Here is a 24,537-nt window from a genome sequence, read left to right on the forward strand (position 1 = left end):
CACTCATTTTTTGGATTTCAATTTACTTGTATGTCCTGTCATTCAGCCATAATAACCGGAGGCTTCCATAATATTGCTTCGTTTCGTATACCTAAATCATTCAACTCAGCTGCAATTTCCTTATAAATAGCTTCCTTCATTACCGCAACAATGATATAGTCATATTCAATTTGCTTTAGTTCACTTACTTTGGATACATTCTCCAATTCCGAGTTTTTATCAACCCAAAGCACCCAATTAATATCCGGATTATCCAATGTCTGCTTATAATAGTTGCATCCTACAACACCTGCTCCATATAGAACCAGCTTCTTATCCGAAATATTTTCAAAATACGGCATTATAAATCTAACCGTCTGCCTTATAGGCGCAAATCCCATGTACTTTGTAAGTAAATATAACCTGGAAGTTATCACCTGTTCCAATTGAGGAATTAGAAGATGCGCCTTATCATGCTTTTTAAATCTGCTGAACAATCCACGATATAGCCTACCTACATCCTCCAAAGCATACGGATTCGCACATCGCAGAACTGATTCATTATTATATCTATAGAAATAAAAAGCTTTGTGAATTATCTTTACTGACGAAGCACGCAAAAGATATGAATATACCAATTCGCGATCTTCTGCGTAATGAATTGAAACATCCAATTCTGAAAAAACATCAAATAATAGACTTGTTCGAAATAGCTTTCCAACACTAAAAGGAAGAATTCCCTCATCATCCTTTCCTATATATCGAATCATATTTCCATAGAAATAATCTCCATCATTTATAAGGTTATATTCTCCCTCATCAAAATTATCATATATAGTTTGTATACCATTTTTGTTCTCAACATTTAACCCTGACGCCACTAAATCGCTATCACAACTCTGAGCTAACATACATTCCAACATTTCCGGATATATATAATCATCCGAATCTACAAACATCAAATATTCTCCAACAGCCTGTTTTATCCCATTATATCTAGCTGTCACGACTCCCAGATTGTTTTGTGAAACTATCTTTATTCTATCATCAGCCTTTTCGTACTCACCTAGAATTGTTCCGGTATTGTCAGCGGATCCATCGTCAACACATATCACTTCAAAGTTTTTATATGATTGCGCAATAATACTATCCAAGCAAGCTCCAATATATTTTTCGCAATTATATATAGGAATAACTATAGACACTTTTTTATTTGTCATGTATTTTTTCCTTCAACAACACCCTTAAATGAAGGAGATACTATATTATCTCCTTCATTCACAGTACTGTTTATATAAAACTAGCAATTGATATCACTCGGCTGTCTGGAACTCCACATTCAAACAACTCTTCCATAATCTGCTTTTCTCTTAGAAGATTGCAAATAATAACTGCATCTGCCTTATCTTGCTCTATCAAAGTAGGTATTCTTTCTTTTGAAATAACTTCAAATTCAGGATAACTTTCTTTATAAAACTCCCAATTCCTATCAGCTATAGCTATATCAATGCCCTCACATTCATTCAAGTCTTTAATAACAATTTGAAGAATATCAGTAACACCATATAGAATAATTTTTTTTATTTTTCTTTTTTTTATTCTATCCGAAATCTCGACTCCATTTATTTTGTTTTCTAAGTATTTATAAATAATTGGATAATAATAATCTCTGCGAACCTCATTCGTAATCTTTCCAATTCCTGTGCAATTTTTTATTGCATCCTCAACTATTCCTGTAGCCAATAACTGTTCAAAAAATCTATCACGATGTTTATTTTTCTTTACACTGCTTTCCAAAACAGAATTATACTTCAAAACATCCTTATATTCCGTTTCATAACAACAAATATTATCCGTTATTCTGTTCCACAGTTTTCTTCCATACTCTGATTTTATAATTACGCAACTTGCACCTTTGCCCGCATCTATGTCAGGCATTACATTCTCAATTCCCCAATAATCTCCCAATATAATATCTGCTAAATTATTTTCACCTTTGAACTCACACTGATAACACGATTTTCTCAAATACAAATTTTCCAGAAAGCCTTGCATATATAAATCATATAAATGATTTTCAATATATGCATTATTTTCGAACATTATCTTCATCGAAAACGCTTTCCAGCCCAATTCTTTGTCTCGGAATGAAATGCTTTTTAAGCCTTCTTCAGCATATTGTCCTCTTTTTAACTTTAAATACTTTTTCCACACCATTGGCGATGGAACACCATGGCATATAATTGAAACACAGAATAGCTTTCCACTACAATCACATACCAATTTCTTAACCGAATTCACTTGACAAGGCGTCCCCGAAAACAAAACATCAATTCCATTCTGTAAATCAGCAACAACTACTGATAAACATTCAGAAATATCACTTTGTAAATACTTCGAGCCCATAATCAATGGCAATTCTTCAATATTTTTTACTCTAATATGCTTTACAGCGTATTCTTTATCAAACGCTGCCCCATAGACTACTCCGCCTCTTTCTATAAAGCTTTTGGCCAATTCATAAAATATTCCGCCCGAGCTACTCACTCTTCTTATCTCATCATTTAAAGTCCACGCCGCAAATGCTTCCATCTGATAAGCATGTTCATATAACTTTTCTTCACAAATATCCACACACTTACCACAGTCAACACACTTATTGTTGTCAACATTGGGAAATAAAAAGCCTTCTTTATTCTCTTTCATAGTAATACACTTGGAAGGACAAATCTCGGCGCATAGTCCACATCCGGTACATTTCACTTCTTCTTTTGTAGAAATATTCCCCATCTAATTAACCCTTTTCCAAAGAATTTGTCATGACTGCATTCTTTAAATATCTGATTGAATCTTCTCGTTTATCATTTATTTTTTTGTTTATCAATTCAAAATCTATATCATCGTTAATCTGTGGCAATTCACTTACAAATAATCTTTCTTTAATATCACCATAGGTAAGTAAAGTTGAAAACCTACTCTTCATGCTTTCTACAACATATGTATAAAATGGAACTCCAAATTTTATAGAAAAAATAGTTCCATGATACGAATTTGTGATCACATATGCCGCATTTTTTATTAATGATAAAAAGCCTTCTATACTCTCGTAAAATACACATTCACCATCAGGAAACAAAATCTCAGAATTTTTTTGCCATACAGTATGTTTTACCTTCAATCCTCTTCTTGATGCTATTTCATTCACAAGAGATGCTGTTTTATATACATTCTGATCATGGTCTAACCAATAAAAAAATATATAATCATTTTTACTTTCTTTGTAAAAATCATTTCCTTCAAGAAGATCATTATACAAATCTACATCAAGCAAAAGCGTAGGATCAAGCACGCACTCACATTTAATCCCTGACATCTCAGAAATAAAATCTGTATGTTCCTCTTCCCTTACTGATAGATTTGCAAATTTAGATAGAGCATCATCAAAAAACTCTTTCTTTACCATTGCCTCGTTAACAGAACACCCCAAACTAGCCGCATATGATATTTTCTTTACATTTTTACCAACATGTTGAAGTAAATATTCTTTATAATCCCATTTAGGATTCCATATCTGATCACTTCCTACACAAACAACATCATATCCTCTACCATCAATAATATTCGTTGTTTGTTCATCCATCCCACATTGTTCGATAAGAAACTCTTTAAATTTTTTTCTCTTACTATACCATCTTACTTTGTCATATTCCGATTCATATACTTTTCGATACGCAAAACTATAAGGAAAATAATTGATTACATTAACAGATACATCTTCAAACATACTTATTGCCTTATTTAACGCAAAGCATTGTAATACTGCCCCATAATTATCTGCAAATTGAAATGTCGCTATCCCAACTTTTATCATAATTTTTAATTTCCTTTTTCACCTCATAATCAATATATATATAATCCCTATCTAACTTTAAATCTTTCTTGCATAATTCATTTATTATCTCACTATATACTTTTACAGAAATTATAATAAAATCATCACTATTTATCTCCTTTGGAGAAATAACGCAGTCAATGTTTTGCTTCTGCAAATCCGAATCAATAAAACCACATATTGTTACTTTTCCAAATTGAAGCAGATACTCTCTGAGCTTTATATTTTTTTCTGTATACCCCCATATCAAGAATCTTGATTTTTTCATATTGATTCTTTGTATTATTCCATCAATAATTTTCTCTGCCAATAGTCTGTCATTTTCTTTAATATCAAATAAACAAAGCGAATCTATTCTTTGCTGTAATTTTCTTTTTCCCAATATCGTATTCAACTTTTGAACTTTTTGCATTGATTGCTCAAATAACTTACCAATAATTATATATTTTAATTCAAATACCCCAACTATCCTTCTATCAATCTCTTGCAATGTGTTATAGTTGTGGCTATGACTATCACTCCTCTCCACATAAGAAAACAAACAATTATTTATGTGTCCCACCTTCAATTTATATGTAAGCGGTAATAACATTTGCAGATTTTGCCCAATCCTGCTTTCATATATCTTTCCATCTTTAAATATTTCAAAAAAATCAAATGACCTTACAAGAAATAGCGCATTGGCACATCCACAATACTCTAATAAGATATCATTAAATAAACTCCCAGATATATTTTTATACTCAAGATATCTTTTAACCTCACCGATATCATTTTCGTCAACAACTCTCCCTCTACACATAACCATTTGATATTCTTGGTTTTTCTTTAAAAAATCAACTTTGACCTCTACATGTTCTGGAGAAATATAATCATCCGAATCCATCCACATCAAATACTCGCCTTCAACAAATGGAAGTGCCGCATTAATTGCTGCTGCCTGCCCTTTATTACTTTGCTTAATATATTTGTACTTAAATTCTTTATTACATTTAATAATTTGGCCCATGTATTCATTGAAAACTGTTTCTGTTTCATCTGTAGAACCGTCATTTACAAAAATCAATTGTATTTTCTTATAGCTTTGAATCAACAAAGAATCAAGGAATCTATAAACATATTTTCCACCATTAAAGCACGGTACTATAATTGTTACATAACCCTTGACAGCGTTCATACGTTTTCCTCTTTTTCGTTTACAATATATTGGATAGAAAAATATTATCTCCACGCTTTATAAGCATCTATATACTCTTCCAAGGTTATTCCGTGACCATCAAGCGTAAATATTGTATTGTGGCTTCTAATCACCTCTTTCTCCCATTTCATCTCATGCACTTTTCGAACACATCCATATACAAATATCTCACCTTGATCATAAGCATTTACATGTACTAATGCTTTACTTAAACGACTAATCCCGAGAAAATCCAAAATCCTATTCGTTTTCTCGAGCAGAATATTCTCATGAGGATGACCTATATCATAGAATAATTGCATTTTTGATATGTTTTCCAAAATAAAATCAGAAATCTTAATGTCGCATTTATCTTCTCTTCCTTTCAGTTTTTCGATAGCTGAAGAAAATAATCTGACAATCTCCTCATTTGAAAAAATCTCCTCATTTCTTATTCTTTCCCCTAACAAAACTGTATCCGTATTCATATTAGCATCAAGAAAAGCATCATGATGACCAATAATCCCTCTTGCTAGCTTCTTTACTATCTCACTATCTTTATCTAATACTGCATTGTTATTTATATGTTTCCTTATTAGCAGATTCTCAAATTCTAATCTGTTTATTCTAATTTGTGGCCAAACAAAATTTATCCCCCATAAATTTGGAATCACAACCACCTTTGTTTTTTTCCCAGCATGAGCTTTTATCCACTCAGCACCGGGAATTCCAAGTTTATTATCCTCACGAAGATCCTGAACAATTAATAAATCAGCATTTTTAACCTCTTCTTCTCTCGGATATAATTCCCCTTTTTCTAATTCATTAACAAAAAAATATTGAATAGAATATATTCTTGCAAACTCATAGCTCTGTTTTAAAAAATCTGCAATGGCACCAACATGGCAATTTCCATATAGTATTGCTATTTTTTTCTCAAAATATGCTCCCCATATGAAATTTGAGAATTCCACAAGCCCCATATCCTTTAAGATATTTGATATTTCTCTGTATATATCTCTCCCAACTGCTAATACCACATATTTTTCGCCCAGAACACTTGACACTTCATTTAATTTGTAGCAAGGTAAACCATGAAATTCTGACCCACCCCGATAATTATCAATAACAAATTCGACATGATATTTCGATGAATATCTGCAAAAGAATTTTTCTGCTTCAATCCCCGTGCCAAACATAACTATTTTTTTCATAAAAATCCCCTAAGCAAACAAAAATTCTTTGATAGATTAGCCAAATCATTTGTGCTATTTTGCATCTCGAAATCTGCAAATTATATTTTTTACATGCTGTATTACATAAAATATACCATTTGTATTTTTCTACTTTCATCCAATAACCTTAATGTAGTCTTGTAATTCAAATGATTTATTTTCTTGGATACAAAAATTGACATTCAACTGTCTTCTTTCACGTATAAATCGCCATAGCTTCTCTCTATCTATTTCCAATATCACGTCTGATCTTTTTTCTCTATAAATTTCAGTGTATGTAGAATTATCATCAAGCATATATATGTGATCATACTCTTTCTTTGCAAACAAATAATTTGAATTTTTACTTTTACTATTAATCACGCCATTGTGCTCGCTAAAAATAATCGATCCTCCACATATAGCAGCAAGTAAAAACTGTTTTTCATTTATTTTACATATTCCTCCCAAAATATGTTTTTCATTCGTGCTTATATTAATATCAAATGCAACTAACTCATTTAAATCTTTTTCCCATCTAAACACTTTTGCCTCATATCTCGGACATAACCAAAAATATTTTCCATCATATATAATTCCAGAATATCGATTTTCTTTATTTCCCACTGAATATATTTTTACAACTTCCGTTTCTAAGTTAAACTCTATAACAGAATTATCGACGCATGATGCTAAATAAATAAAATTACATAATCTAACATAGTTTGTTCTAAATATAATATCCTCTTCGCGCCTTTTTCTCTTTAATAGACTTGAAAAAGGCGAAGTTATCATTTTCACCGCATGTGAAGTCATATCTACGCAAACTATTGCCGGTGTTGCACAGCCAATCATATATATATAATCACCATATATACATGCTTGAAAAAATCTATTTTTCGTAACTCCCAATGTTGGTATATCAATTGAACTCCACTTATTGTTACTAATATCCCATATCCACATCTTTTTTGAATTCATAGGAACAAATATTATTGATTCTTTCCAGATAAGTAATTTTGATGATAATCGCCTTGCACTTGCTCCCTCTTCGGGAATGCAACTCTCTAATACTATTCTTTTATCATTTCTATTAAGAGAAAAAATAACATTACAGTTAGTTGAACAAAAAAATATCTTATCTTTATATTCAACACAGTCTTCAGCTAATAATCTAAAATTCATACATTCTCCTGTATTATCCAAGATTCACATAGATCACTTCTATATTTTATACCTAATATCATCAGAACAACAATATGAACGAGGCTACAAAATAACAACTCCATAAAAAAGAGAAGTAATAGCTGTAAACAACCGATTACTTCTCTTTTTTCGCTGATTATTTCACAGCAAATACTATCGTTTATTCTAGAAAATTATTCTCCACTACCGTTCAATGTGATATCTACAGTCGTCTTTGCTTCGTCATTAAATACCACTGTATACGTCCTAGTCACCTTCGCATTTACAAGAGTATTTACTCTTGCTGCAGTTATAGTAAGTACTCCATTAGAATATGACCATGCATCAGAAGGGAGAGCCTGTGTTCCACTCTTAAGAGCTGTTACGCTAGTTGCTGCCAAATTTCCTGCTCCAAGATTAACATTTATTGCTACTGGTGTATCTGCAACCAAAGTATAGGATGTTGTTGCTATAGAAGGTGCTGCATCTGTAGCTGCCTTATCCCATGACCATGTCACTTTAACAGTAGGAGCTGTTGTTTCAGATGTAATAGGAAGTTCACCAACTGCTCCCTCCATATTAAGATCAATTTTCTTCCAAGAATTATCTGCTGCACCAGATTTCTGCTGATAAACATAGTCTCCACCATCGTCAACAGCAACCTCGAAATTCTCTGCTACACCTTCAATTTTATTAGTAACAGTCTGCTCTGTTCCGGAAACTACAGTTGTTTCATCACCAACATTAAGTCCCAAATAAAGTAAAGGCTTATCACCATCTGTCAATGTTTCATCATCTGTTGCGAGACCAATATCTTTTCCACCTGCACTTGCTACTGCCTGTACCTTAACAGTCAGATCAATCGCACAGCTACTCTTGTTTGTTACTGTAAGCGTTTCACTGGTATTAGCATAAGTATCCGCTGCAGCCAGGAAATATACTCCTTTATCACTATCCTTATCAGGGAAAGTCTTACCTTCATGGGCGGCTTTATTTGTTGCCTGGACAAGTCTCTCAGGATCCATTGTATAACTGAACGGTGTAGCTCCTTCTGCAATTGTTGGAAGTACAACATTAAGCAATTCTTTTTCTACGTGACCTTCAGAAGTTCCTGCACCCTCTGTGTTACCAGTTTTAACCGGCTCCTCTGCAAAAGCTGTAAGGCTGCTTGCCAATACCATTGTTGCTGAAAGTGCAACTGCCATCATTTTCTTAGTTTTACGCATAACATTTTCCTCCTTGAGTTATGTTTACAAATTGTTCCATCCTGGAACCTCGTTATTCCGTTTGATATTCAATTTTCTACAAAAATTTTAAAGGCTACTCTTAATGTGCTTACAGTATCCTGATTTTCATCTACAAGGTGATATACCATCACGCAATCATAAGTACCTGCATCAAGCTTTTTATCCAATTTAATATCCTTAAACTCGGATCCTCTAGGAATCACAGGTGACTCTAAAATAGGGGTGTTCTCATCACTTTCCAAAAATACGTCAAAATATACATCATTTGTATTACCGGCATCATTTTTTACATACGCATCTTCAGAAACAGCATCACCTGTTGTGAAATGCCATTCTGTACTCATCTGCGTGCTGTAATATCCCGGCGCAACATACGGCTCGTTTATAAGTTCTTCTGCAATTTGTTCGGCATTAGTCTCATTAACGACCATATTTCTCTTGGTCTCTTCTTTTTTACCCGACATTTTCGTGAGAAGTACTATAACCGTAATCAACAATGCAATTATGACGACAACTGCAGCAATAATTGCTATCTTGGCGACATTACCCTTTTGATTGCTCTCTTTAGCCACATTACCCTCCAAATGAATTTTTTCTTATTCACTTTGCTACTTATGGCGGAATCTCCGTAGTTGCATAAATCGTATCAGGAGGTTCTCTCCCCTGTACGCCGCAATGCTTAGGTTTTCCATGTTTTTGCGCGATTCGCATCATAAATCACCCGCGCTTTCTGACGTATATGTCTGAATCAGATTTTACATGTTCCGCCCCCGATTTTTTTCATATGCTCCCATTAATTCGTATACGTTATTTTGCCGAATAATATACTTTTTATTATAAAGAGCGTGTGACATACTGTCAATTTTTCTTCCATATATGGTAGCTTTGCACTACTCTCTACAATATGTAGTTTTCCCCTTTTTTCTTACATCCAATAAGTATATCGGCAACTAATTTACTTTCTTTAGTGTATTATTTTTATTTCCTCCCCATTTCATTTTTATAAAGTATGTAATAGCCATTATATATTCATGTGCTTTCAAATGAAATATTATCATTATTAAAAAAATATAAAATATAAAATACAGTTTATTTTGTGCTGATTTTTGAACTTGAAAACTGTATTACACCCAAGTCACATTGTAGGCGGCTCTTCTTTTCACTGCTGCATTCGATCAACTCTAGCTATCTGTTTTTTTATTAATTCTTCTTTCTTTTGTCCCTACAAAAAATCTTAAGTTTTTTCGACGGTATTTCTTAAGATTTGTCTGATAGAATTGTCATTGTCGGTCGACTTGATCAAGTCATTCTCGCCGGCTTCTAGGCTTTATGCCATCTATTTTTTTCTAGGAGGTTTTTCTAATATGAAGACTAAAAACTTAAAGCAGGGGCAAACTTACGAAACTGCCACAGGCAAGATTGAGTACACCCTGCAAAGCGACATGATGTTTCACTATGTCATGCAGAAATCTAAGGGTGCGCTTACAGGACTTGTCTGCGCCTTGAAGGGAATCACACCGTCTGAAGTAAAGGATATTCACGTTGAGAATCCTATCGACCTTAATAACGCAGCAAGGGAAACAATCATGGATATCAAGCTCACGCTGAACAACAATGAGATCATGAATATCGAGCTGCAGATGTATTTTGAAGAGCAATGGATTCAGCGTTCTATTCTATATCTTTGCAGAGCTTATGACAGTATCGACCGTGGTGACAATTATACCCAACTTAAACCGACTACTCTTTACTGCATAACTGACAAGAATCTGCTTTCAGACGCAAGTCCCGAGTTTTATTCGAAGTATCAATTACTAAATGTGAAGAATCACAATTTATACTCTGATATTATCGGAATAAACGTGCTACAATTAAACCACACAGAATTGGCTACAAAAGAAGATATCAGCAATAACCTTTTATACTGGGCCAATCTTTTTAAAGCTACAACATGGGAAGATTTCAAAGCCCTTGCAAAGGATAATCCTGCAATAGAGGAGGTGGGCACTATGATTTTTGAACTTAATTATGACAATCAAGCCAAAGAGCTTCTTGAAGGCCAGCGTCGTTACAGAGAACAGATGGCCACTCAATACGCCTCAGGGGTTATCGATGCCAAGAAGGAACTTCAGCCGATTATTGATGATTTAGAAGAGAAAATTGAAAATAGCGAGCACGAGAAATCAGAACTCAAAGATGAAGTTTCCCGTCTCCAGGCACTCCTCAAAGAACACGGAATTTCCGATAAATAATCGTATATACATAAAAATCAATATTGTCATCCTTGAACTACATGCATTAAGTATTCAGACGCATCTCCTACGCCTTCCCTGCTGATTTAAATTACATTAATGCTTTTATCCGTTCTAATCGTATATGATATATTTAAAGGATAATTTGTGGAAGGAAGCTCTACTATGTGTGATATTTTATATAAAGTTGAAAATAAAGGAAGGCTAGAATCACACAAAAAACGTCAAAAAGCCTTTTCGAAAACGATGCATCTTTCGATTTTGTTATTGCATATATCCCTAATCTTCCTAAAGAAGAAATCCAGAAATTCTTTGATAACATATTTAAAAATAATATCTTAAATTTACGTATATTCAGTTATTTGATGATATATATGTTCTGCATTATTTATCATTCCATATTTTCCATATTAATCCACCTCAATCAAATCTTGCTCATGAATATTACGGCCAGCCTCTATATCCTCTATACGCTTTTTTAGTTCTGAAATATTTTCACTACTATAAAACGGCTCAAGATACGCCAATTCCCCCTCTTCTACAATCCTCGATCCCTTCTGTTTGTTGCAATGCTTACACATAGGAATCAGGTTGCTGAGCTCATCCGTTCCTCCTCTGTACTTGGGGTTGAGGTGGTCGATGGTTGTCTTTTCGAGTGTGAGCGGCTTGCCGCACTTTGCGCAGAGACCGTCGGTCTTTTTGAGGATTATGTGTTTTCTTTTATAATGATTTACGTAAACATCTTTTTCTACGAATGCAAATTCAACTTTTTGCATTCTTTGTTCACACAAATTGAAAATATGCAGAAATACTATGGAATATAATCATCGCAACGAAAATGCAACGATTCCATTTTCGTTGCATTTTCGTTGCAACGATAGTATAGTAGATTCATAGAAGGAGATTCCACTATGAAAGAAAACAAGACACTTGAATTTAAGTCAGACATGACTAATTCATTTCTAAAAACAGTAAGCGCATACGCTAACTATGGTTCCGGAGCAATAGAATTCGGAAGACGTGATGATGGTTCTATCCAAGGCATCAAAAATCCAACTCAGTTCTGTATTGATGTTGAAACAAAGATAAATGACAGCATCCATCCAAAGCCCGACTATTCTTTGGAAGTCGATCGAAAAAACAAGCTGGTAATCCTCTCGGTAAATGAAGGAAGGTATAAGCCTTATCTTTACAAAGGGAAGGCTTATCGTAGAAGCGATACAGCTTCCGTTGAAGTAGATCAAATGGATTTAAAAAGACTTACTCTGGAAGGTAGTAATCTGTATTTTGAAGACTTACCTTGTGAAGATAAGGCGCTCTCTTTTACCATATTAGAATCCAAATTGGTCGAAAAGTTGGGAATATCCAAATTGACCGACGATATGTTAAGAACGTTTGGTTTTTTCTCAGAAGAAAAAAAATATAACATTGCTGCCTCTCTATTTGCCGATAAAAACTCTTTTCCCGGAATTGACTATGCTGTCTTCGGTAAAAGCATTAACGAAATACTTGATAGAAATACTTTTTCAGGTTGCTCTGTATTGAAGCAATATGATGATATCATTTCTGTGTTCAGAAGAAATTATAAATATGAACAGATAGTCGGAATGGAACGTCAGGAAATAGAACGTATCCCGGAAGCAGCTTTCAGAGAAGCAATAGCAAATGCACTTGTTCATAGGACATGGGATATCAATTCACATATTAAAATATCAATGTTTGAAGACAAAATAGAAATCGCATCTCCGGGTGGATTACCCAAGGGACTCACAAAGGAAGAATACCTCAGAGGAAACATATCTAATTTAAGAAACCCTATAATAGGAAATCTGTTCTTCCGCATGAACTATATTGAAATGTTCGGAACAGGTATTCGTAGAATCAACGAAACCTACGCTGATTATGCAAATAAACCTATTTTTGAAATATTTGACAATTCCGTTTTGGTAACTCTTCCGACAACTACAACCGATTATAAAGCGACGAATGATGAGAAAAGATTGCTTACCCTTCTATACAAGGGTATTATCCTTTCACGTACGGAAATAGCTGAAGCGCTCGGCTGGAGCAAAGATAAAACCATAAGAACCTTAAATGGCTTAAAGAAATCAGGATATATAGAATCTCATGGTAGCGGTCGAAGCACAAGATATAAAAGACATTGATTTTTATATCGTCATTACCACCGGCTTTGCCGGTGGTTTATTTTTATCGCCTATAAAACGGCTCAAGATACGTCAATTCCCCCTCTTCCACAATCCTCGATCCCTTCTGTTTGTTGCAATGCTTGCACATAGGTATCAGGTTGCTGAGCTCATCCGTTCCACCTCTATACTTGGGGATAAGGTGGTCAATAGTTGTCTTTTCGAGTGTGAGCGACTTGCCGCACTTTGCGCAGAGACCGTCGGTCTTTTTGAGGATTATGCGTTTTGTGGTCAGTTTCTTTTGCTTCTGGGTTCGCATGTTTAAGTCTCACTTTCATCTTATTCCATCTTTTCTCATTTCAGAAAAGATACAAATATCTCCTCATCTGTTCATAAATCACGTCTCGTACACGTTCAATCACTTCGCTTCCATACTTATCCGCAGCTTTCAAGATTTTCTCCACATCCTTCTTGGTAAAAGAAAACTTCAAAAGAGCCGATATAACATATTCTGCAAGCCCTTCATAACCGGCATAATCAGCCTTGTACCATTTGCCATCCTTACAGCCCTTAAGCTGATTTCCCTTTGATGATTGTCTGCTGAAGCTTCTTAATTCTTCCTCTAAAAGTTCTATCATGATCTCACCTTTCAATCTTTATCCAAAAATCATCCTCAGCCATGCGTCCACCTGTTTTTTCAACAATCAGAATAGGATCGTAAAAAGGAATGCCTAAACCTTCAAGCATAATCTTCATCTTATCCCTTGTCCTCGGAAAACATCTCGATTCTATGAATTCTTCATAGTCCTCAAAAGAGGGAGTTTCATTCACTCCAAAAGCTCTGAACATGATATTTTTGGCATAATTCTTGATTCTAATAAGTCGCTTTGCCTCATCAATATCTATAACCGTGCAGATAGTATCCTTATAATAATAATACATACGAAGCGGATATTCTTTCTTCGGAAGCTTAAGTTCATCAGCAATCTCCGGATGAAGTATAACAAGCTGGCTAATCAGGTTTATCGGGCCTGTCACTTCTTTATCTCCCATTTCCCACCTTTCAACAGTAGGCTTGGACACTGCACAAAACTCAGCAAATTCCTTCTGTGTCATTCCAAGAGTTTGCCTTAGCTCCTTTATTGATTTCCCTGATATTCCGGTTGGAGTAATATATTTTTTATTCATAGCTGGAATCCCCTTATATATAAATTAAACCATCAAAATGATGGTGAATCAATAGCTTTTTGCCATCATTTTAATGGTTATCCTTATCCTCGCTCTTTACCTTTCAAGCCATCTCTATAATACATTTATGATGTTTGAAATCCTTATCGGTATTGGAAACATTCTTATCATAATTAATTCCTACAAGAAGCATATTTCCTTTATAGTGCTCCAACCTGTCCGGGTATTTTTGCTTCTTAATCTGTGAAAGAGCAGTATCCACATCTTTATTATATTTAAGCTCTATTACCATTGCCGGTTTATCGGCATGCTTGGGAGCCGGAATAAATACAATATCCGCATAACCTTTCCCGGTATCAAGTTCAAGTATGGTTGTATAATACCTCTGAGCGGCATAATAAGCATACTGCACAGCATAGCTCAATGCCGATTCATCATTATAAGTTCTATTACCGGCAAGATCATGTGCCCGTTCCATAAGCTCAGCTACTTTATCAGAATCCTTATTCCATGTTGCCTCTAGCAATTCTTGTGAGATTTCAAATGCCTTAAAGCTTTCAGTCCACTCACTGCCCTTTGTAGATGTTTTGAACTCATCATAAATCTCTTTGTTTGGAATATATACTTCGCTTGTATTGTCATCATATCCCAAATATCCAAGATGAATAAGGAGTGATAATATATCATCTCTTCCTGAAAATGTGGTCATATCATTCTGATAAGTCGATGTATCAACATGTACCCTTGCTCCATCCATAAGCAAAGTAACCGCTTCTTTAAGCCCATCATAATCTTTTATGATATAATCAGCCAGCGCCTCATAGCTTTCAGTCTTGTTCCAATAATCCTTTATAACACCGGTTCCAATTGCCTCAACCACAGATAACGGACTATATAAAAAGTATCTGTCACTTTTCGGAGGATTACCGGTATTCCTTAGTTCTTCATGATTAGGATCAGGCGGCATAATATCACTGACTTCATAGCCATCATACCATGCCTTTATTGTTTCATAATCACGCCCATATTTATTGCATAGATCAACCACTTCCGCTTCGGTAAAACCGGTATATCTTGCAAGCTGCCTGGGAAACATCATGGAATATTCGGTAAACATATTAAGTGCAGAATGTCTGCCATATTTTTTTATCGGCAAAATTCCGGTCATATAGGCCAAAGCTATGTAGCTTTTATCCTTTAGAAGATTTCTCAAAAAATCAAGATACCTGGTCTGCTCTTCTTTATCTGTTTTCCCATTCCTAAATACAGCATCCCACTCATCAATAACCAAAACCAACTGTCTTCCATTTTCTGTGTATGCATCCGCAATGGTTTTTATCAGATCTTTATCATTGAAATAATCAACATCCGGATATTTTTTCTTTATATCCCTACAGATAATGCTCTGCATTTCTTTTAGAGCATCATTAAAAGAAGCATCCGAGTCAAAAAAATCTGTCATAACAATTCTGATAACATCAAATTTTCCCAGATACTCATCCCATGCCAAATCACTATATGATATATCAGACCCAGCAAGTCTCAATGACTCAAACAGTTCTCTACTGTCGGCATCCCTGTCATAATAAGCACATATCATATCTGCCGCCATTGTTTTCCCAAACCTGCGAGGTCTGGACACACTTACATATTTCTGTTTAGTCTTTACGACAGAATTCAAAAAAGCTATCATTTCAGACTTATCTATAAAAATCTGTGAATTTACTGCCTCTATATATGAATTTTTTCCAGGATTTAAAAATTGTCCCATCTTTTCTCCAAATATTAAGCCTATTCTATAAGCAAAAATTTCACTTCGAATGCTTACATATCAAGCATACTCCCACCATTATTCCTGCATATTGCTCAACGCCTCCGCATATCCCAAAAGGCGCGCCTGCTGAGCTTTATCCATTGAATTGAATGCTTTTATAAGTCGTCCGCTCTCTGTCAAAGCATCAATCGCATACCATTCAGAAGGATTTCCTCTGTCACCGTGCGTCTCAATTCCGGACAACAGCCACTGCGGCGAAACATCCAGGACTTTGCATATGATCATGATCTTCTCTGCTGTGGGATTCGTATTCTTCTTGCGCCAATCGCTTATCGTACTCTCCGCGATTCCCGTACGTTTAGCAAATTCCTTCTGCGTTATATTCATTTCATGTAACTTATCAAATATGCGATCTCTTATAGTCATGTCAACCATATACCTTTTTCATCATAGCCTTAAACTCATCAATTGATACTCCGGCCCTGTCAGCTGCAATCTCGATACTCAGCAAGCCGTCATGCACCAAAGATATCAGAGTGTTGTCTCTACCTTTTTCAATTCCTTGCTCTATTCCTTTTTCAATACCTTTCTCAATCCCTCTTGTCTCAATCTCATCAAGAACTGTACACATACTTACACGCTCCTTTCCTTTTACATCCTCATAAACGTCTGCAAACCTGCTATCATCTGTCAACGCACTCATTAAGCTCAGCATTTCCTGAACATGCGTTATCTTATCATTTGGTGGAACATATTTCCCCGTCTTGCGCATCTGCACATAATAATCGGCCACAAACCTGAAATCACTCTTAAACTTTGCAACAGTAGAATCATCAAGATACGCTATCTGAAACAGATTCATCCCGTAATCAAAAACATATTTTTTAAGTTCTTCAGGCATTTCCAGCCTGTCATACAAAGTCTTTGCCTTGTTCCATTTCTTCTTGTAACCATAGTATAGCACAAGTGATACAACCGGGTAACGCCTATTGCTCCCATTGGAAATCTGTGCCCGATATCCGGCCGCATCGTAGTTCATAACTCTGAGCGGCATATCCGCCTCGTCAGCGGTCTGATTCTCAAAACCTATTGCCGCGAGCCTGATCTGATTATTATTCCAATACTTGTAAATATCCCGCTCCTGATCCCGTACTTTGCCATTTTCCGTATAGTTGCTATATGGACTCCCCTCCGTAAGCTGTTCCTGTCTAACACAATCAGCACCATCGAACAACAGGACATTAACGATATCCGCAAATACATCGTTATAGTCTTCAAGCGCCTTCTCTGTAATATCTTTTGTTCCCATAAAATTTCTAACCGCCTTGTTTGAATTTATCCTAATATACGGATTTTAATCTTAAAAAAATTAAAAGTCAATATCAATATAACATATTCATAATTTCAAATTGCCATTCCACCAAATCTAGTATACAATGTAAACAATATATTTACATAATGAAAGGACTTATTAACGTGGAAAATTACAGAGATAATCTTCAAATAGATCTTAAAGACATGACAAAATATATTCTGAAATTCTGGAAAAAAATCATGCTATTCACCATCATCGGCACAATACTCGGAGGTGCATATTCTTATATAGTTCCTCCCGCACCACCTGTTGATGAAACAACAGATTCCGCTACCACCGATCCGGCAGATGATTCCGATAATTTGACAAAAGAGCCCCCAAAGCTCACAGAAACCGAAATGCAGGAAGTGGAACTTGCACTTGATACTTACGAGATTTATCAGAAAGCCAGAGAAATCGTAAAACACGACCTCCTTATATATATGGATTCTTACGATCCAAACACCGAGCTTGATAAAGATCAATCCGAAGAACTTATGTATAAATTCAATTCGCTGCAGACTACCACTGTAAATCAGCTAACAAGCGGTAGCGCAATGTACAACGCTCTTAACGAGAAACAACGAATAGTTTTCGATATGAGAATCGGAAGACTTGCTTATAATGATGAAAAAGAAGAACTAATACCGAAAGCTGCCAGTCCTGAAGCTGAGCCTGTTTCTATGAAGGAACATATAAAACTTGCATTGTTCGGAGCATTTATGTGTGCATTTGTGATTCTTATGATATTAGCTGCACGTTACATTCTTTCGCCTAAACTCAAGACTGAGAACGATCTTAGATTAACGTTTAAGCTCCCCATACTCGGTTCTATTTCGAAGAAAGATAACGACGGACTTGCACTTATCAGCAAAAGCATATTAGCGCTTTCAAAAGATAACAATGCCAAAAATATTGTCATGTGCTCTTCTCTTTCTGAAGAAAAAACAGACTACATGTCACAGATTCAGAAATATCTTGGTGAAAATAAGACTTCTGTCGATGCTGCAAATAACATCCTCAGTGATACCGATGCATTAGACAAAGTCACTTCATCAGGCGGCCTGATTCTATTTGAAAGAATCTGGGAATCAACCTATGAAAACATCGAAAAAGAAGTAGAACTTGCCAAAAACTTAGGTCTTAACATTATAGGCACAGTTGTGATCAAGTAAAAATAGAAGGATAGTCAACTTATGACATGCAGTTTGACTATCCTTTTTATTATCGTTTACATATTATTATTTTTTGTACTCATATCCAGTATTGCTTCAAAAGATGAATCCATTCACAGGTCCTCAATTAAAAATGGTAACATGTATATTGGATATAATTTCAACATTTCACTATTGCCTATATCTTTTTGTGATAGCAATATTTTCTTCGCAACATGCTTTGAATACTTTTTCTGAAATTCTGTGATTGATTCATGCTTGCCGATTCCAGATGACTTAACTTCAATCGCAACTATCTTTGTTTTTGAAGCAAGCAAAAAGTCAATCTCATAATAGTGAGAACTGTTTTCTTTCTCCCATGTGTGATAATAAAGATCCATATCTGATCCAGTAATTACCTGCGCAACTGCATTTTCGTATAAATATCCCAAATCTGCAGGAAGCGAATCACTTAACAATTTCGTATAAATGTTTTCATCCGTCTTCCCTGACGATCTGAAGATCATGGTAGTAAATAACCCTGTATCAGCCAAATAGAGCTTGAACGTATCATCATCTCTCGTTTGAGGTAATGCAATGCTCGGATTAAGTACATTATGGCAGGCTAATACCGTCTTTGAATCCAGCAAATCATGTAAACGCTCTAAATCCTTATCAATCTTTTTTTTGCCCGTAGCTGCCGAAATAACATAACTTCTTTTATCCGTTGCCAACTGCGTCGGAACAGAATCATACATTCTTCCGATCAGTCCTGTATCATCGATTTTAAAGAAGTCATCTCTATATAAATCTATGATTTCTCTCTTTACTTCATCGATTTCTGTAAAATTCCTGCCTTCCACATAAGCTTCTACAGCCTGGGGCATTCCACCTACTGCCATATAGATTCTAAAATCCCGCATAAGTTTTCTGTTTAAGGAATTTCCAACAGGCTTTCCATGCTTATATAAATCCCGCAATACGCCATAAGTATCATTCCCAATGGCCCACATAAATTCTTCATAATCCATCGGATATATCTGTATTTTCATTTCCTCAGACGGAAGCACTATATCCTTGACATTCTTTTTTATACTAATCAGAGAACCAGTCTCAATATAGTCATATCTCCCGTCCGCAACCAGGTACTTTATAGCCTGACGTACTTTAGGCATAAGTTGAATCTCATCAAATATAATAACAGATTCTCTTTTATACAATGTTATCCCCGTTGCAGTTTGCAATCTAAGAAAGAAAATGTCCAGATTTGCTATGTCATCGAACACATCAAGGACATCCTGTGTTATGTTAGCAAAATCCACTTTTATATATGACCTATACTCCTGCTTTGCAAATTCTTCGGCAATTGTCGATTTTCCAACACGCCTGGCCCCCTCCAAAAGCACAGAATACTTTGGAGCCTTTTTTTCTTTCCAATATTTCAGCTTTTCTAAAGCTTTTCTTTTGAACATATTATCTCCTCAAAACAGTATTGTTCCGTTTCTGCAAAACTATAAACAGATTATAGTACCGTTTCTTCAAGACTTCAAGAGTGTTGTTCCATTTCTTCAAAACCAATTTCTGTGTTTAGTACCGTTTCTTCCGAAGGTACAAAGGACTTATGGTGACGGGTTGCCCATGAGCCATCAGGAACTGTTGACAACAACCTGAGCAGTCTCGTGTCAGTTAGTGAGATCTGCTCGGGGACAAACTAAAAGGTCTTTAACAGTAGACTTTAGCTATAAAAGTATTGAAATAATATTTATTTTTGATATTATCTCATCTACCATTCCATAGGTAGAAGGAGTAACAAAGCGCCATTTCTTGGCGCTTTTTGCTTTAATTCAGACTACTTTATCATGCTTCTTAAGATAGTCAGAAAATGTCGCCTCCGGAAGTTTTCTGTTTTTATCTAACATCTTCTTCCAGATTGTATCTCCATCAGCTATAGTAATGATTTCTTTATCTAAAGCTTTAATTAGTATATGACCCACATCTATATGTTTTAATCCATATTCTTTAATATATGGTGCGATATCTCTATAATTATTACTTGCCAAAATACCATTGTATTGCTTAGCCAATGCTATTCCTGCAGCCTCACCCTTTCCAATCTGCTTTTTACCCTTTGAACCTTTTACTAATGCATTATATAATTCATATTCTTCAGTACCAGCATTGATTTCCTGAACACTTGCTATATTACCTTTCAACAATGCATCCGCTCTCTTTTTAATATGTGGAATGCATGGATTAGATAATTCCTGATATACCGGTTCAGGCAACACAATTCGCCCGCCATATAAAGTTTCAAGAATATTAGTGTTGTTTATCCATAAGAACGCTGAAAGGCAATCTGTATCAAAAAATAAATCTTCAGTCATTCAGATTACCTTCCTCTTCATCAAAATTATAAACTATATCTGCCCTAAATCCATCAAGTAAAAGCTCCTCTTTTTTACCTTCAGATATCAGACCTTTATCATAAATTTTCTCAACCTTTCGAACATATTCACCTGTAGTAAAATATTGCTTTTCTATCTGATCAGGAAAATATAATTCCTTACCATATCCTAATTTGGCAGCTTCACGTGAAATCGTAACATTTTTATAATCCGCTAATGAATCAGGTGCCATATATCCATCTTTTTCCAGTCGAAACATAATTGCCATATGGCTTATGAGAAAAAACTGTTCCAAATCAATTATTTTATTTAATGTCCATTTGTCCACTTTCTTTGAATACTGGAATAGTGCATCGTAGGGCATGAGCAAATATCCGGCAAACATGTCAGCTTCTTTCTCTGAATCCGACTTATTATCCGCTATCTTCATATCGCATATAATGCGCCCTTCTACCTTTTCGTAAAGAATATGATACAGTTCATGAGCAAGAGTAAAACGTTGTCTACCATATGAAGTTGTTGAATTGATACATATTACTATATCCTCATCGACTTTAGTGCACATGCCACTTATTCTTTCCGAAAGAGGATATTTTACTATAGTGATCTTCTTCTCTTTCCATCCATTAACAACAGCGAATATATCAATAGGAGAATATCCATCTTCTCCTAGCATACGTCTTGTCTCCAATGCGAGAGAGTTTAATTCCTGTGCAGTTTTCATCTTACTCTTCTCCAATCATCTCATTCATATATCTAATATTCATAGCGATTTTATTTACTGCAGCAATACTTTGTAGATCATCGCCTTGAATTCCATTTGATCTAAATGCAAAACTAAGCGGAATGTACGAATCGCTCCGTCCTAACAGATATTCCTCTGTACACCCAAACAAATTACATATCTGATCAATTACAGTAACACTCATGGTTCTTGTCCCATTCTCATACTTTGTAATCAACGTCTGATCCACATTCAGATAATCTGCAATCTGTTTCTGCGTCAATTGACACTCTTTCCTGAGCTCCTTTAATCTGACATTAACACCCTTCTGTATCATATCATTTCCTCCATTTCCTTCTATGGTGCATCTAATATACTATAGTTTTGTCATATTTTCAATGTGATTGTTATTAAATTTTATGACAAAATTAAGCACAAAATAATCAGGTGGGTTGTAAAATAGCCACCTGATTATTTATTCCCAAATTCCCAGATAGCTCAACTTCCTTTGCAATGCTTTCATACTTTTTATTATCGTTTACATATTATTATTTTTGTACTCATATCCAGTATTGCTTCAACAAAAAAACTCCAGGGTTCGGTCATTCTCATATACAGAGAGACGTACAACCTGGAGCAATATTACATACCAATTTCCTCGGTAAATTTAATGTACGCTTCTGACACTGCAATGTCAATGACCTAGTCCTATGATTATTAGATGTATAGTAAGAAAAATGCAACAAGAACCAAAATTCTATACATTCATTACTCCAAGCCGCATGATACTGCACATCTTTATTCTGAGCATTTAATACCTCTGCTCTTTCAATAACACCATTGAATCTTTCTGCAGGAAAGCTATCCTTATCATAAACACACCATATCTGCCCTTTGGCTATTTTATTTTTCCTAACATAATCTTCAGCTTGACCTATAACACGCATAGTTTCAGCACCACATGGCTCAATCTCTATCAATACCATATCTTTGTATATAGGATTGGATTCAATATACTTTTTAAAGCCATTAAAATACTGTGGTTCTGTTTGCTGGCCTTCGCAAAAAATATAATATCGAAACTCCTTCTGTTCCAGATACTCTGTCCGCCTCTTCCTTTTCCAGGCTTCCATAGCTGCTTTCTTTGGCATTAAATCACACTCCAATCTATAATTTTCCTTAGATATGGATCTGCGCCATATTTTCCCTCAAGATACTGTTTATCAAACTTTGCATCTTTACGGACAGATGTCCCATCCGGATTCTTAAATTCAACAAGTGAATACAGCTTTGAATTCTGCTCATTTCCTTTTGCAACAAACCATATTTCATCTCTTCTAAATACTTCACTATTCATGGTAGATAAATCATGTGAAGTAAAAATAAGCTGCGCACCATGCTTGTTTATTTCAAAATTGTTGTATAGCATAACGATATGCTTGAGTAATAAAGGATGTATCTTAGCATCCAGTTCATCTATAACCAGCGTGATTCCTTTGGTCAAACTATCTGCAATAAATGGCAGCAAACCAAATATCTTTTTCGTTCCACTGGATTCTTCTGCTAGACTTATTTCATATTCATTACCTGCCACTTTATGCTGTGTATATATTTGAATATCTCCAGTTTCAAGTTTCTCAACTCTAAAATCCTCTATATCCAAGTCCATCTCACGTATCATATTAAGAATTAATTCTTTAATCTCTGTAGAATTAGCTATTGCAAGTTTCAACTCTTGCAACGGACTTCCGTAATTTAAGAAACGGATTCCATTCTCAAACCAGCGAATACAATCATCCACTACTTCGTTCTTCCTATAAGTAATACCAAGATATGACAAGAGTGGTAGTGTATCTGATATATCCTGACTCACTTTCAATCTGGCAAATCCATCTCCCATGGATATCTTTCCATCTTCTCTTTCAAAAATCTCGGTGGTTCGATTGGTTTCTACTTTGCGCATTGAAAGACTTTCGTATACAATTACCTCTCCTAACACATGTATAATATACCGATACTCCGCCTTTTCTGTCAGAAAAAAAACTTCAAACTCGGTTGGACTATTCTTACTTTCTTCATTAAATTTAAATGGCGCTATCACCGAATTCTTAGCGCGAAGTTTACTTAGCGTATCAGCCTCAGTAGCATACAATGGTCTAAGCACTTTTAATTCCATTGAGTGCAACGCCTGCAAAACATTAGATTTCCCACCACCATTCGGACCATATATAGCAGCAACCGGCAAAAAAAGCTCATTATTACTCGCCTTTACCACACGATCAGTGTGTTCAGTTATGGCAGCTGCCTGCATATCAAAAGTCATTTCTTCCCTTATACTCTTATAATTTTTTACAGAAAATTGACTTAACATATAAAAACCTCCAATCTAAGAATAGTATATTCCCAGATTGGAGGTTTGTAAATGATATATGAGATTATTTCTCATATATCATTGTGTAATCATAAACTCAAATCATTTGAGTTCCTTTACGTTTATCCTTTATTTCACTACAACCGTTCCCAAAATATTTATTTCTTAACTTCCAATGATTTTACCACTCAATGATTAACATAGTTGTAGCCGGGATTGAATTGCCAATCAATCCCGGCTACTGTTTATTTTATGTTAGACCAGAAACAATCCAACAGATACGGAAGGTTTGCTTTAAGCATTCTTACATGACTCGAATAACTGTAGATAACTCCTGGCTCATCCAATCCTTCAGAATGAGCAACACACGCAAAGCCTTCTCCTTCATATCCTATATAGGTATGAACTGCCCTTGTTTTTCCGTTTTCATTTTTGGTAACTATGTTCATGAGTGTAAGCCCATCTCCAATTTCATAG

At 35.2% G+C, this 24,537-nt stretch carries 25 protein-coding genes; 3 read left to right on the top strand and 22 right to left on the bottom strand.

Annotation, left to right across the window (positions count from 1 at the left end; all coding sequences use genetic code 11):
• Positions 1–38: 38 nt before the first annotated feature.
• The 8 genes from T356_RS0106075 to T356_RS0106110 form a co-directional block, all read right to left on the bottom strand.
• On the bottom strand, positions 39–1,199 hold the full coding sequence (locus T356_RS0106075) for a glycosyltransferase family 2 protein (protein WP_026513725.1): 1,161 nt from the start codon (positions 1,197–1,199) through the stop codon (positions 39–41).
• 70 nt (positions 1,200–1,269) lie between these two features.
• Positions 1,270–2,769 (bottom strand): Coenzyme F420 hydrogenase/dehydrogenase, beta subunit C-terminal domain, encoded by a 1,500-nt coding sequence (locus T356_RS18570; RefSeq protein ID WP_051563196.1) that lies wholly within the window; start codon positions 2,767–2,769, stop codon positions 1,270–1,272.
• A gap of 4 nt (positions 2,770–2,773) precedes the next feature.
• Positions 2,774–3,850: a polysaccharide pyruvyl transferase family protein gene (locus T356_RS0106085; RefSeq protein ID WP_026513726.1), complete on the bottom strand. Its 1,077-nt coding sequence runs from the start codon at positions 3,848–3,850 to the stop codon at positions 2,774–2,776.
• Positions 3,810–5,048, bottom strand: coding sequence for a glycosyltransferase family A protein (locus tag T356_RS20215; protein WP_051563197.1), 1,239 nt, complete (start codon positions 5,046–5,048; stop codon positions 3,810–3,812). Before T356_RS20215 ends, T356_RS0106085 begins: the two co-directional genes overlap by 41 nt.
• A gap of 44 nt (positions 5,049–5,092) precedes the next feature.
• Positions 5,093–6,262, bottom strand: coding sequence for a WcbI family polysaccharide biosynthesis putative acetyltransferase (locus T356_RS0106095; protein ID WP_026513727.1), 1,170 nt, complete (start codon positions 6,260–6,262; stop codon positions 5,093–5,095).
• Positions 6,263–6,397: 135 nt separating this feature from the next.
• Positions 6,398–7,447, bottom strand: a complete 1,050-nt coding sequence (locus tag T356_RS0106100) for a hypothetical protein (RefSeq protein ID WP_026513728.1) — start codon at positions 7,445–7,447, stop codon at positions 6,398–6,400.
• Between the two features lie 194 nt (positions 7,448–7,641).
• Positions 7,642–8,673, bottom strand: a complete 1,032-nt coding sequence (locus T356_RS0106105; protein WP_026513729.1) for a hypothetical protein — start codon at positions 8,671–8,673, stop codon at positions 7,642–7,644.
• Between the two features lie 68 nt (positions 8,674–8,741).
• Positions 8,742–9,266: a hypothetical protein gene (locus T356_RS0106110; protein ID WP_026513730.1), complete on the bottom strand. Its 525-nt coding sequence runs from the start codon at positions 9,264–9,266 to the stop codon at positions 8,742–8,744.
• 792 nt (positions 9,267–10,058) lie between these two features.
• On the opposite strand from T356_RS0106110, the gene T356_RS18580 reads away from it, so the two are divergent.
• The gene (locus tag T356_RS18580) at positions 10,059–10,946 is read left to right on the top strand and encodes a PD-(D/E)XK nuclease family transposase (protein WP_035780547.1); all 888 of its coding nucleotides are present in this window, start codon (positions 10,059–10,061) and stop codon (positions 10,944–10,946) included.
• A 410-nt stretch (positions 10,947–11,356) separates the two neighbouring features.
• Here T356_RS18580 and T356_RS18585 read toward each other — a convergent pair whose 3' ends face one another.
• Positions 11,357–11,722 (bottom strand): HNH endonuclease, encoded by a 366-nt coding sequence (locus T356_RS18585; RefSeq protein ID WP_051563198.1) that lies wholly within the window; start codon positions 11,720–11,722, stop codon positions 11,357–11,359.
• A 135-nt stretch (positions 11,723–11,857) separates the two neighbouring features.
• Here T356_RS18585 and T356_RS0106125 point away from each other — a divergent pair, with 135 nt between their 5' ends.
• Positions 11,858–13,111, top strand: a complete 1,254-nt coding sequence (locus T356_RS0106125; RefSeq protein ID WP_026513731.1) for an ATP-binding protein — start codon at positions 11,858–11,860, stop codon at positions 13,109–13,111.
• A 43-nt stretch (positions 13,112–13,154) separates the two neighbouring features.
• On the opposite strand, the gene T356_RS20775 is transcribed toward T356_RS0106125, so the two are convergent.
• From T356_RS20775 to T356_RS0106155, 6 genes are all read right to left on the bottom strand, one after another.
• Positions 13,155–13,409 carry an HNH endonuclease gene (locus T356_RS20775; RefSeq protein ID WP_081777760.1) on the bottom strand — a complete coding sequence of 85 codons (255 nt, stop codon included), beginning with the start codon at positions 13,407–13,409 and terminating at the stop codon, positions 13,155–13,157.
• Positions 13,410–13,449: 40 nt separating this feature from the next.
• Entirely contained in the window at positions 13,450–13,728 is a 279-nt protein-coding gene (locus T356_RS0106135) for a hypothetical protein (protein WP_026513732.1), read from the bottom strand.
• Positions 13,729–13,732: 4 nt separating this feature from the next.
• Positions 13,733–14,278, bottom strand: a complete 546-nt coding sequence (locus T356_RS0106140; protein WP_035780548.1) for a helix-turn-helix domain-containing protein — start codon at positions 14,276–14,278, stop codon at positions 13,733–13,735.
• 103 nt (positions 14,279–14,381) lie between these two features.
• Complete coding sequence (locus T356_RS0106145; RefSeq protein WP_026513734.1) at positions 14,382–16,049, bottom strand: AAA family ATPase; 1,668 nt, start codon at positions 16,047–16,049, stop codon at positions 14,382–14,384.
• A 78-nt stretch (positions 16,050–16,127) separates the two neighbouring features.
• The gene (locus tag T356_RS0106150) at positions 16,128–16,478 is read right to left on the bottom strand and encodes a helix-turn-helix domain-containing protein (RefSeq protein ID WP_026513735.1); all 351 of its coding nucleotides are present in this window, start codon (positions 16,476–16,478) and stop codon (positions 16,128–16,130) included.
• A 1-nt stretch (position 16,479) separates the two neighbouring features.
• Positions 16,480–17,361, bottom strand: a complete 882-nt coding sequence (locus T356_RS0106155; protein WP_026513736.1) for an Rpn family recombination-promoting nuclease/putative transposase — start codon at positions 17,359–17,361, stop codon at positions 16,480–16,482.
• 167 nt (positions 17,362–17,528) lie between these two features.
• Between T356_RS0106155 and T356_RS0106160 the strand changes: the two genes are divergently transcribed.
• Positions 17,529–18,581 (top strand): Wzz/FepE/Etk N-terminal domain-containing protein, encoded by a 1,053-nt coding sequence (locus tag T356_RS0106160; RefSeq protein WP_026513737.1) that lies wholly within the window; start codon positions 17,529–17,531, stop codon positions 18,579–18,581.
• A 113-nt stretch (positions 18,582–18,694) separates the two neighbouring features.
• Here the strand turns inward: T356_RS0106160 and T356_RS0106165 are convergent, their stop codons facing one another.
• The 7 genes from T356_RS0106165 to T356_RS21265 all read right to left on the bottom strand — a co-directional run.
• Positions 18,695–20,032: an ATP-binding protein gene (locus tag T356_RS0106165; RefSeq protein ID WP_026513738.1), complete on the bottom strand. Its 1,338-nt coding sequence runs from the start codon at positions 20,030–20,032 to the stop codon at positions 18,695–18,697.
• Between the two features lie 372 nt (positions 20,033–20,404).
• Positions 20,405–20,944 carry a hypothetical protein gene (locus T356_RS0106170; protein ID WP_026513739.1) on the bottom strand — a complete coding sequence of 180 codons (540 nt, stop codon included), beginning with the start codon at positions 20,942–20,944 and terminating at the stop codon, positions 20,405–20,407.
• Positions 20,937–21,689 (bottom strand): ImmA/IrrE family metallo-endopeptidase, encoded by a 753-nt coding sequence (locus T356_RS0106175; protein ID WP_026513740.1) that lies wholly within the window; start codon positions 21,687–21,689, stop codon positions 20,937–20,939. The genes T356_RS0106170 and T356_RS0106175 overlap by 8 nt, the downstream gene beginning before the upstream one ends.
• Position 21,690: 1 nt before the next feature.
• On the bottom strand, positions 21,691–22,026 hold the full coding sequence (locus tag T356_RS0106180; RefSeq protein ID WP_026513741.1) for a helix-turn-helix domain-containing protein: 336 nt from the start codon (positions 22,024–22,026) through the stop codon (positions 21,691–21,693).
• Between the two features lie 271 nt (positions 22,027–22,297).
• Positions 22,298–22,840 carry an RloB family protein gene (locus T356_RS18595; protein WP_081777761.1) on the bottom strand — a complete coding sequence of 181 codons (543 nt, stop codon included), beginning with the start codon at positions 22,838–22,840 and terminating at the stop codon, positions 22,298–22,300.
• Positions 22,840–24,060: an AAA family ATPase gene (locus T356_RS0106190; protein WP_026513742.1), complete on the bottom strand. Its 1,221-nt coding sequence runs from the start codon at positions 24,058–24,060 to the stop codon at positions 22,840–22,842. The genes T356_RS18595 and T356_RS0106190 overlap by 1 nt, the downstream gene beginning before the upstream one ends.
• 245 nt (positions 24,061–24,305) lie before the next feature.
• The coding region (locus T356_RS21265; protein WP_026513743.1) for a hypothetical protein at positions 24,306–24,537 on the bottom strand (232 nt) is incomplete at its 5' end.

Origin of the sequence: Butyrivibrio sp. LB2008 (assembly GCF_000621565.1) — a bacterium.
Taxonomy (GTDB): Bacteria; Bacillota; Clostridia; order Lachnospirales; family Lachnospiraceae; genus Butyrivibrio.

Excerpts from the sequence above, each read along its gene's own strand:
- T356_RS0106100 (WP_026513728.1), bottom strand. The coding sequence starts at position 7,447 with ATGAATTTTAGATTATTAGCTGAAGACTGTGTTGAATATAAAGATAAG.
- T356_RS0106150 (WP_026513735.1), bottom strand. The coding sequence starts at position 16,478 with ATGACTATAAGAGATCGCATATTTGATAAGTTACATGAAATGAATATA.
- T356_RS0106085 (WP_026513726.1), bottom strand. The coding sequence starts at position 3,850 with ATGATAAAAGTTGGGATAGCGACATTTCAATTTGCAGATAATTATGGG.
- T356_RS18585 (WP_051563198.1), bottom strand. The coding sequence starts at position 11,722 with ATGCAAAAAGTTGAATTTGCATTCGTAGAAAAAGATGTTTACGTAAAT.
- T356_RS0106125 (WP_026513731.1), top strand. The coding sequence starts at position 11,858 with ATGAAAGAAAACAAGACACTTGAATTTAAGTCAGACATGACTAATTCA.
- T356_RS20215 (WP_051563197.1), bottom strand. The coding sequence starts at position 5,048 with ATGAACGCTGTCAAGGGTTATGTAACAATTATAGTACCGTGCTTTAAT.
- T356_RS0106180 (WP_026513741.1), bottom strand. The coding sequence starts at position 22,026 with ATGATACAGAAGGGTGTTAATGTCAGATTAAAGGAGCTCAGGAAAGAG.
- T356_RS0106155 (WP_026513736.1), bottom strand. The coding sequence starts at position 17,361 with ATGGGAACAAAAGATATTACAGAGAAGGCGCTTGAAGACTATAACGAT.
- T356_RS0106165 (WP_026513738.1), bottom strand. The coding sequence starts at position 20,032 with ATGTTCAAAAGAAAAGCTTTAGAAAAGCTGAAATATTGGAAAGAAAAA.
- T356_RS0106145 (WP_026513734.1), bottom strand. The coding sequence starts at position 16,049 with ATGGGACAATTTTTAAATCCTGGAAAAAATTCATATATAGAGGCAGTA.
- T356_RS20775 (WP_081777760.1), bottom strand. The coding sequence starts at position 13,409 with ATGCGAACCCAGAAGCAAAAGAAACTGACCACAAAACGCATAATCCTC.
- T356_RS18595 (WP_081777761.1), bottom strand. The coding sequence starts at position 22,840 with ATGCCAAAGAAAGCAGCTATGGAAGCCTGGAAAAGGAAGAGGCGGACA.
- T356_RS0106095 (WP_026513727.1), bottom strand. The coding sequence starts at position 6,262 with ATGAAAAAAATAGTTATGTTTGGCACGGGGATTGAAGCAGAAAAATTC.
- T356_RS18580 (WP_035780547.1), top strand. The coding sequence starts at position 10,059 with ATGAAGACTAAAAACTTAAAGCAGGGGCAAACTTACGAAACTGCCACA.
- T356_RS18570 (WP_051563196.1), bottom strand. The coding sequence starts at position 2,769 with ATGGGGAATATTTCTACAAAAGAAGAAGTGAAATGTACCGGATGTGGA.
- T356_RS0106135 (WP_026513732.1), bottom strand. The coding sequence starts at position 13,728 with ATGATAGAACTTTTAGAGGAAGAATTAAGAAGCTTCAGCAGACAATCA.
- T356_RS0106190 (WP_026513742.1), bottom strand. The coding sequence starts at position 24,060 with ATGTTAAGTCAATTTTCTGTAAAAAATTATAAGAGTATAAGGGAAGAA.
- T356_RS0106105 (WP_026513729.1), bottom strand. The coding sequence starts at position 8,673 with ATGCGTAAAACTAAGAAAATGATGGCAGTTGCACTTTCAGCAACAATG.
- T356_RS0106175 (WP_026513740.1), bottom strand. The coding sequence starts at position 21,689 with ATGAAAACTGCACAGGAATTAAACTCTCTCGCATTGGAGACAAGACGT.
- T356_RS0106140 (WP_035780548.1), bottom strand. The coding sequence starts at position 14,278 with ATGAATAAAAAATATATTACTCCAACCGGAATATCAGGGAAATCAATA.
- T356_RS0106170 (WP_026513739.1), bottom strand. The coding sequence starts at position 20,944 with ATGACTGAAGATTTATTTTTTGATACAGATTGCCTTTCAGCGTTCTTA.
- T356_RS0106075 (WP_026513725.1), bottom strand. The coding sequence starts at position 1,199 with ATGACAAATAAAAAAGTGTCTATAGTTATTCCTATATATAATTGCGAA.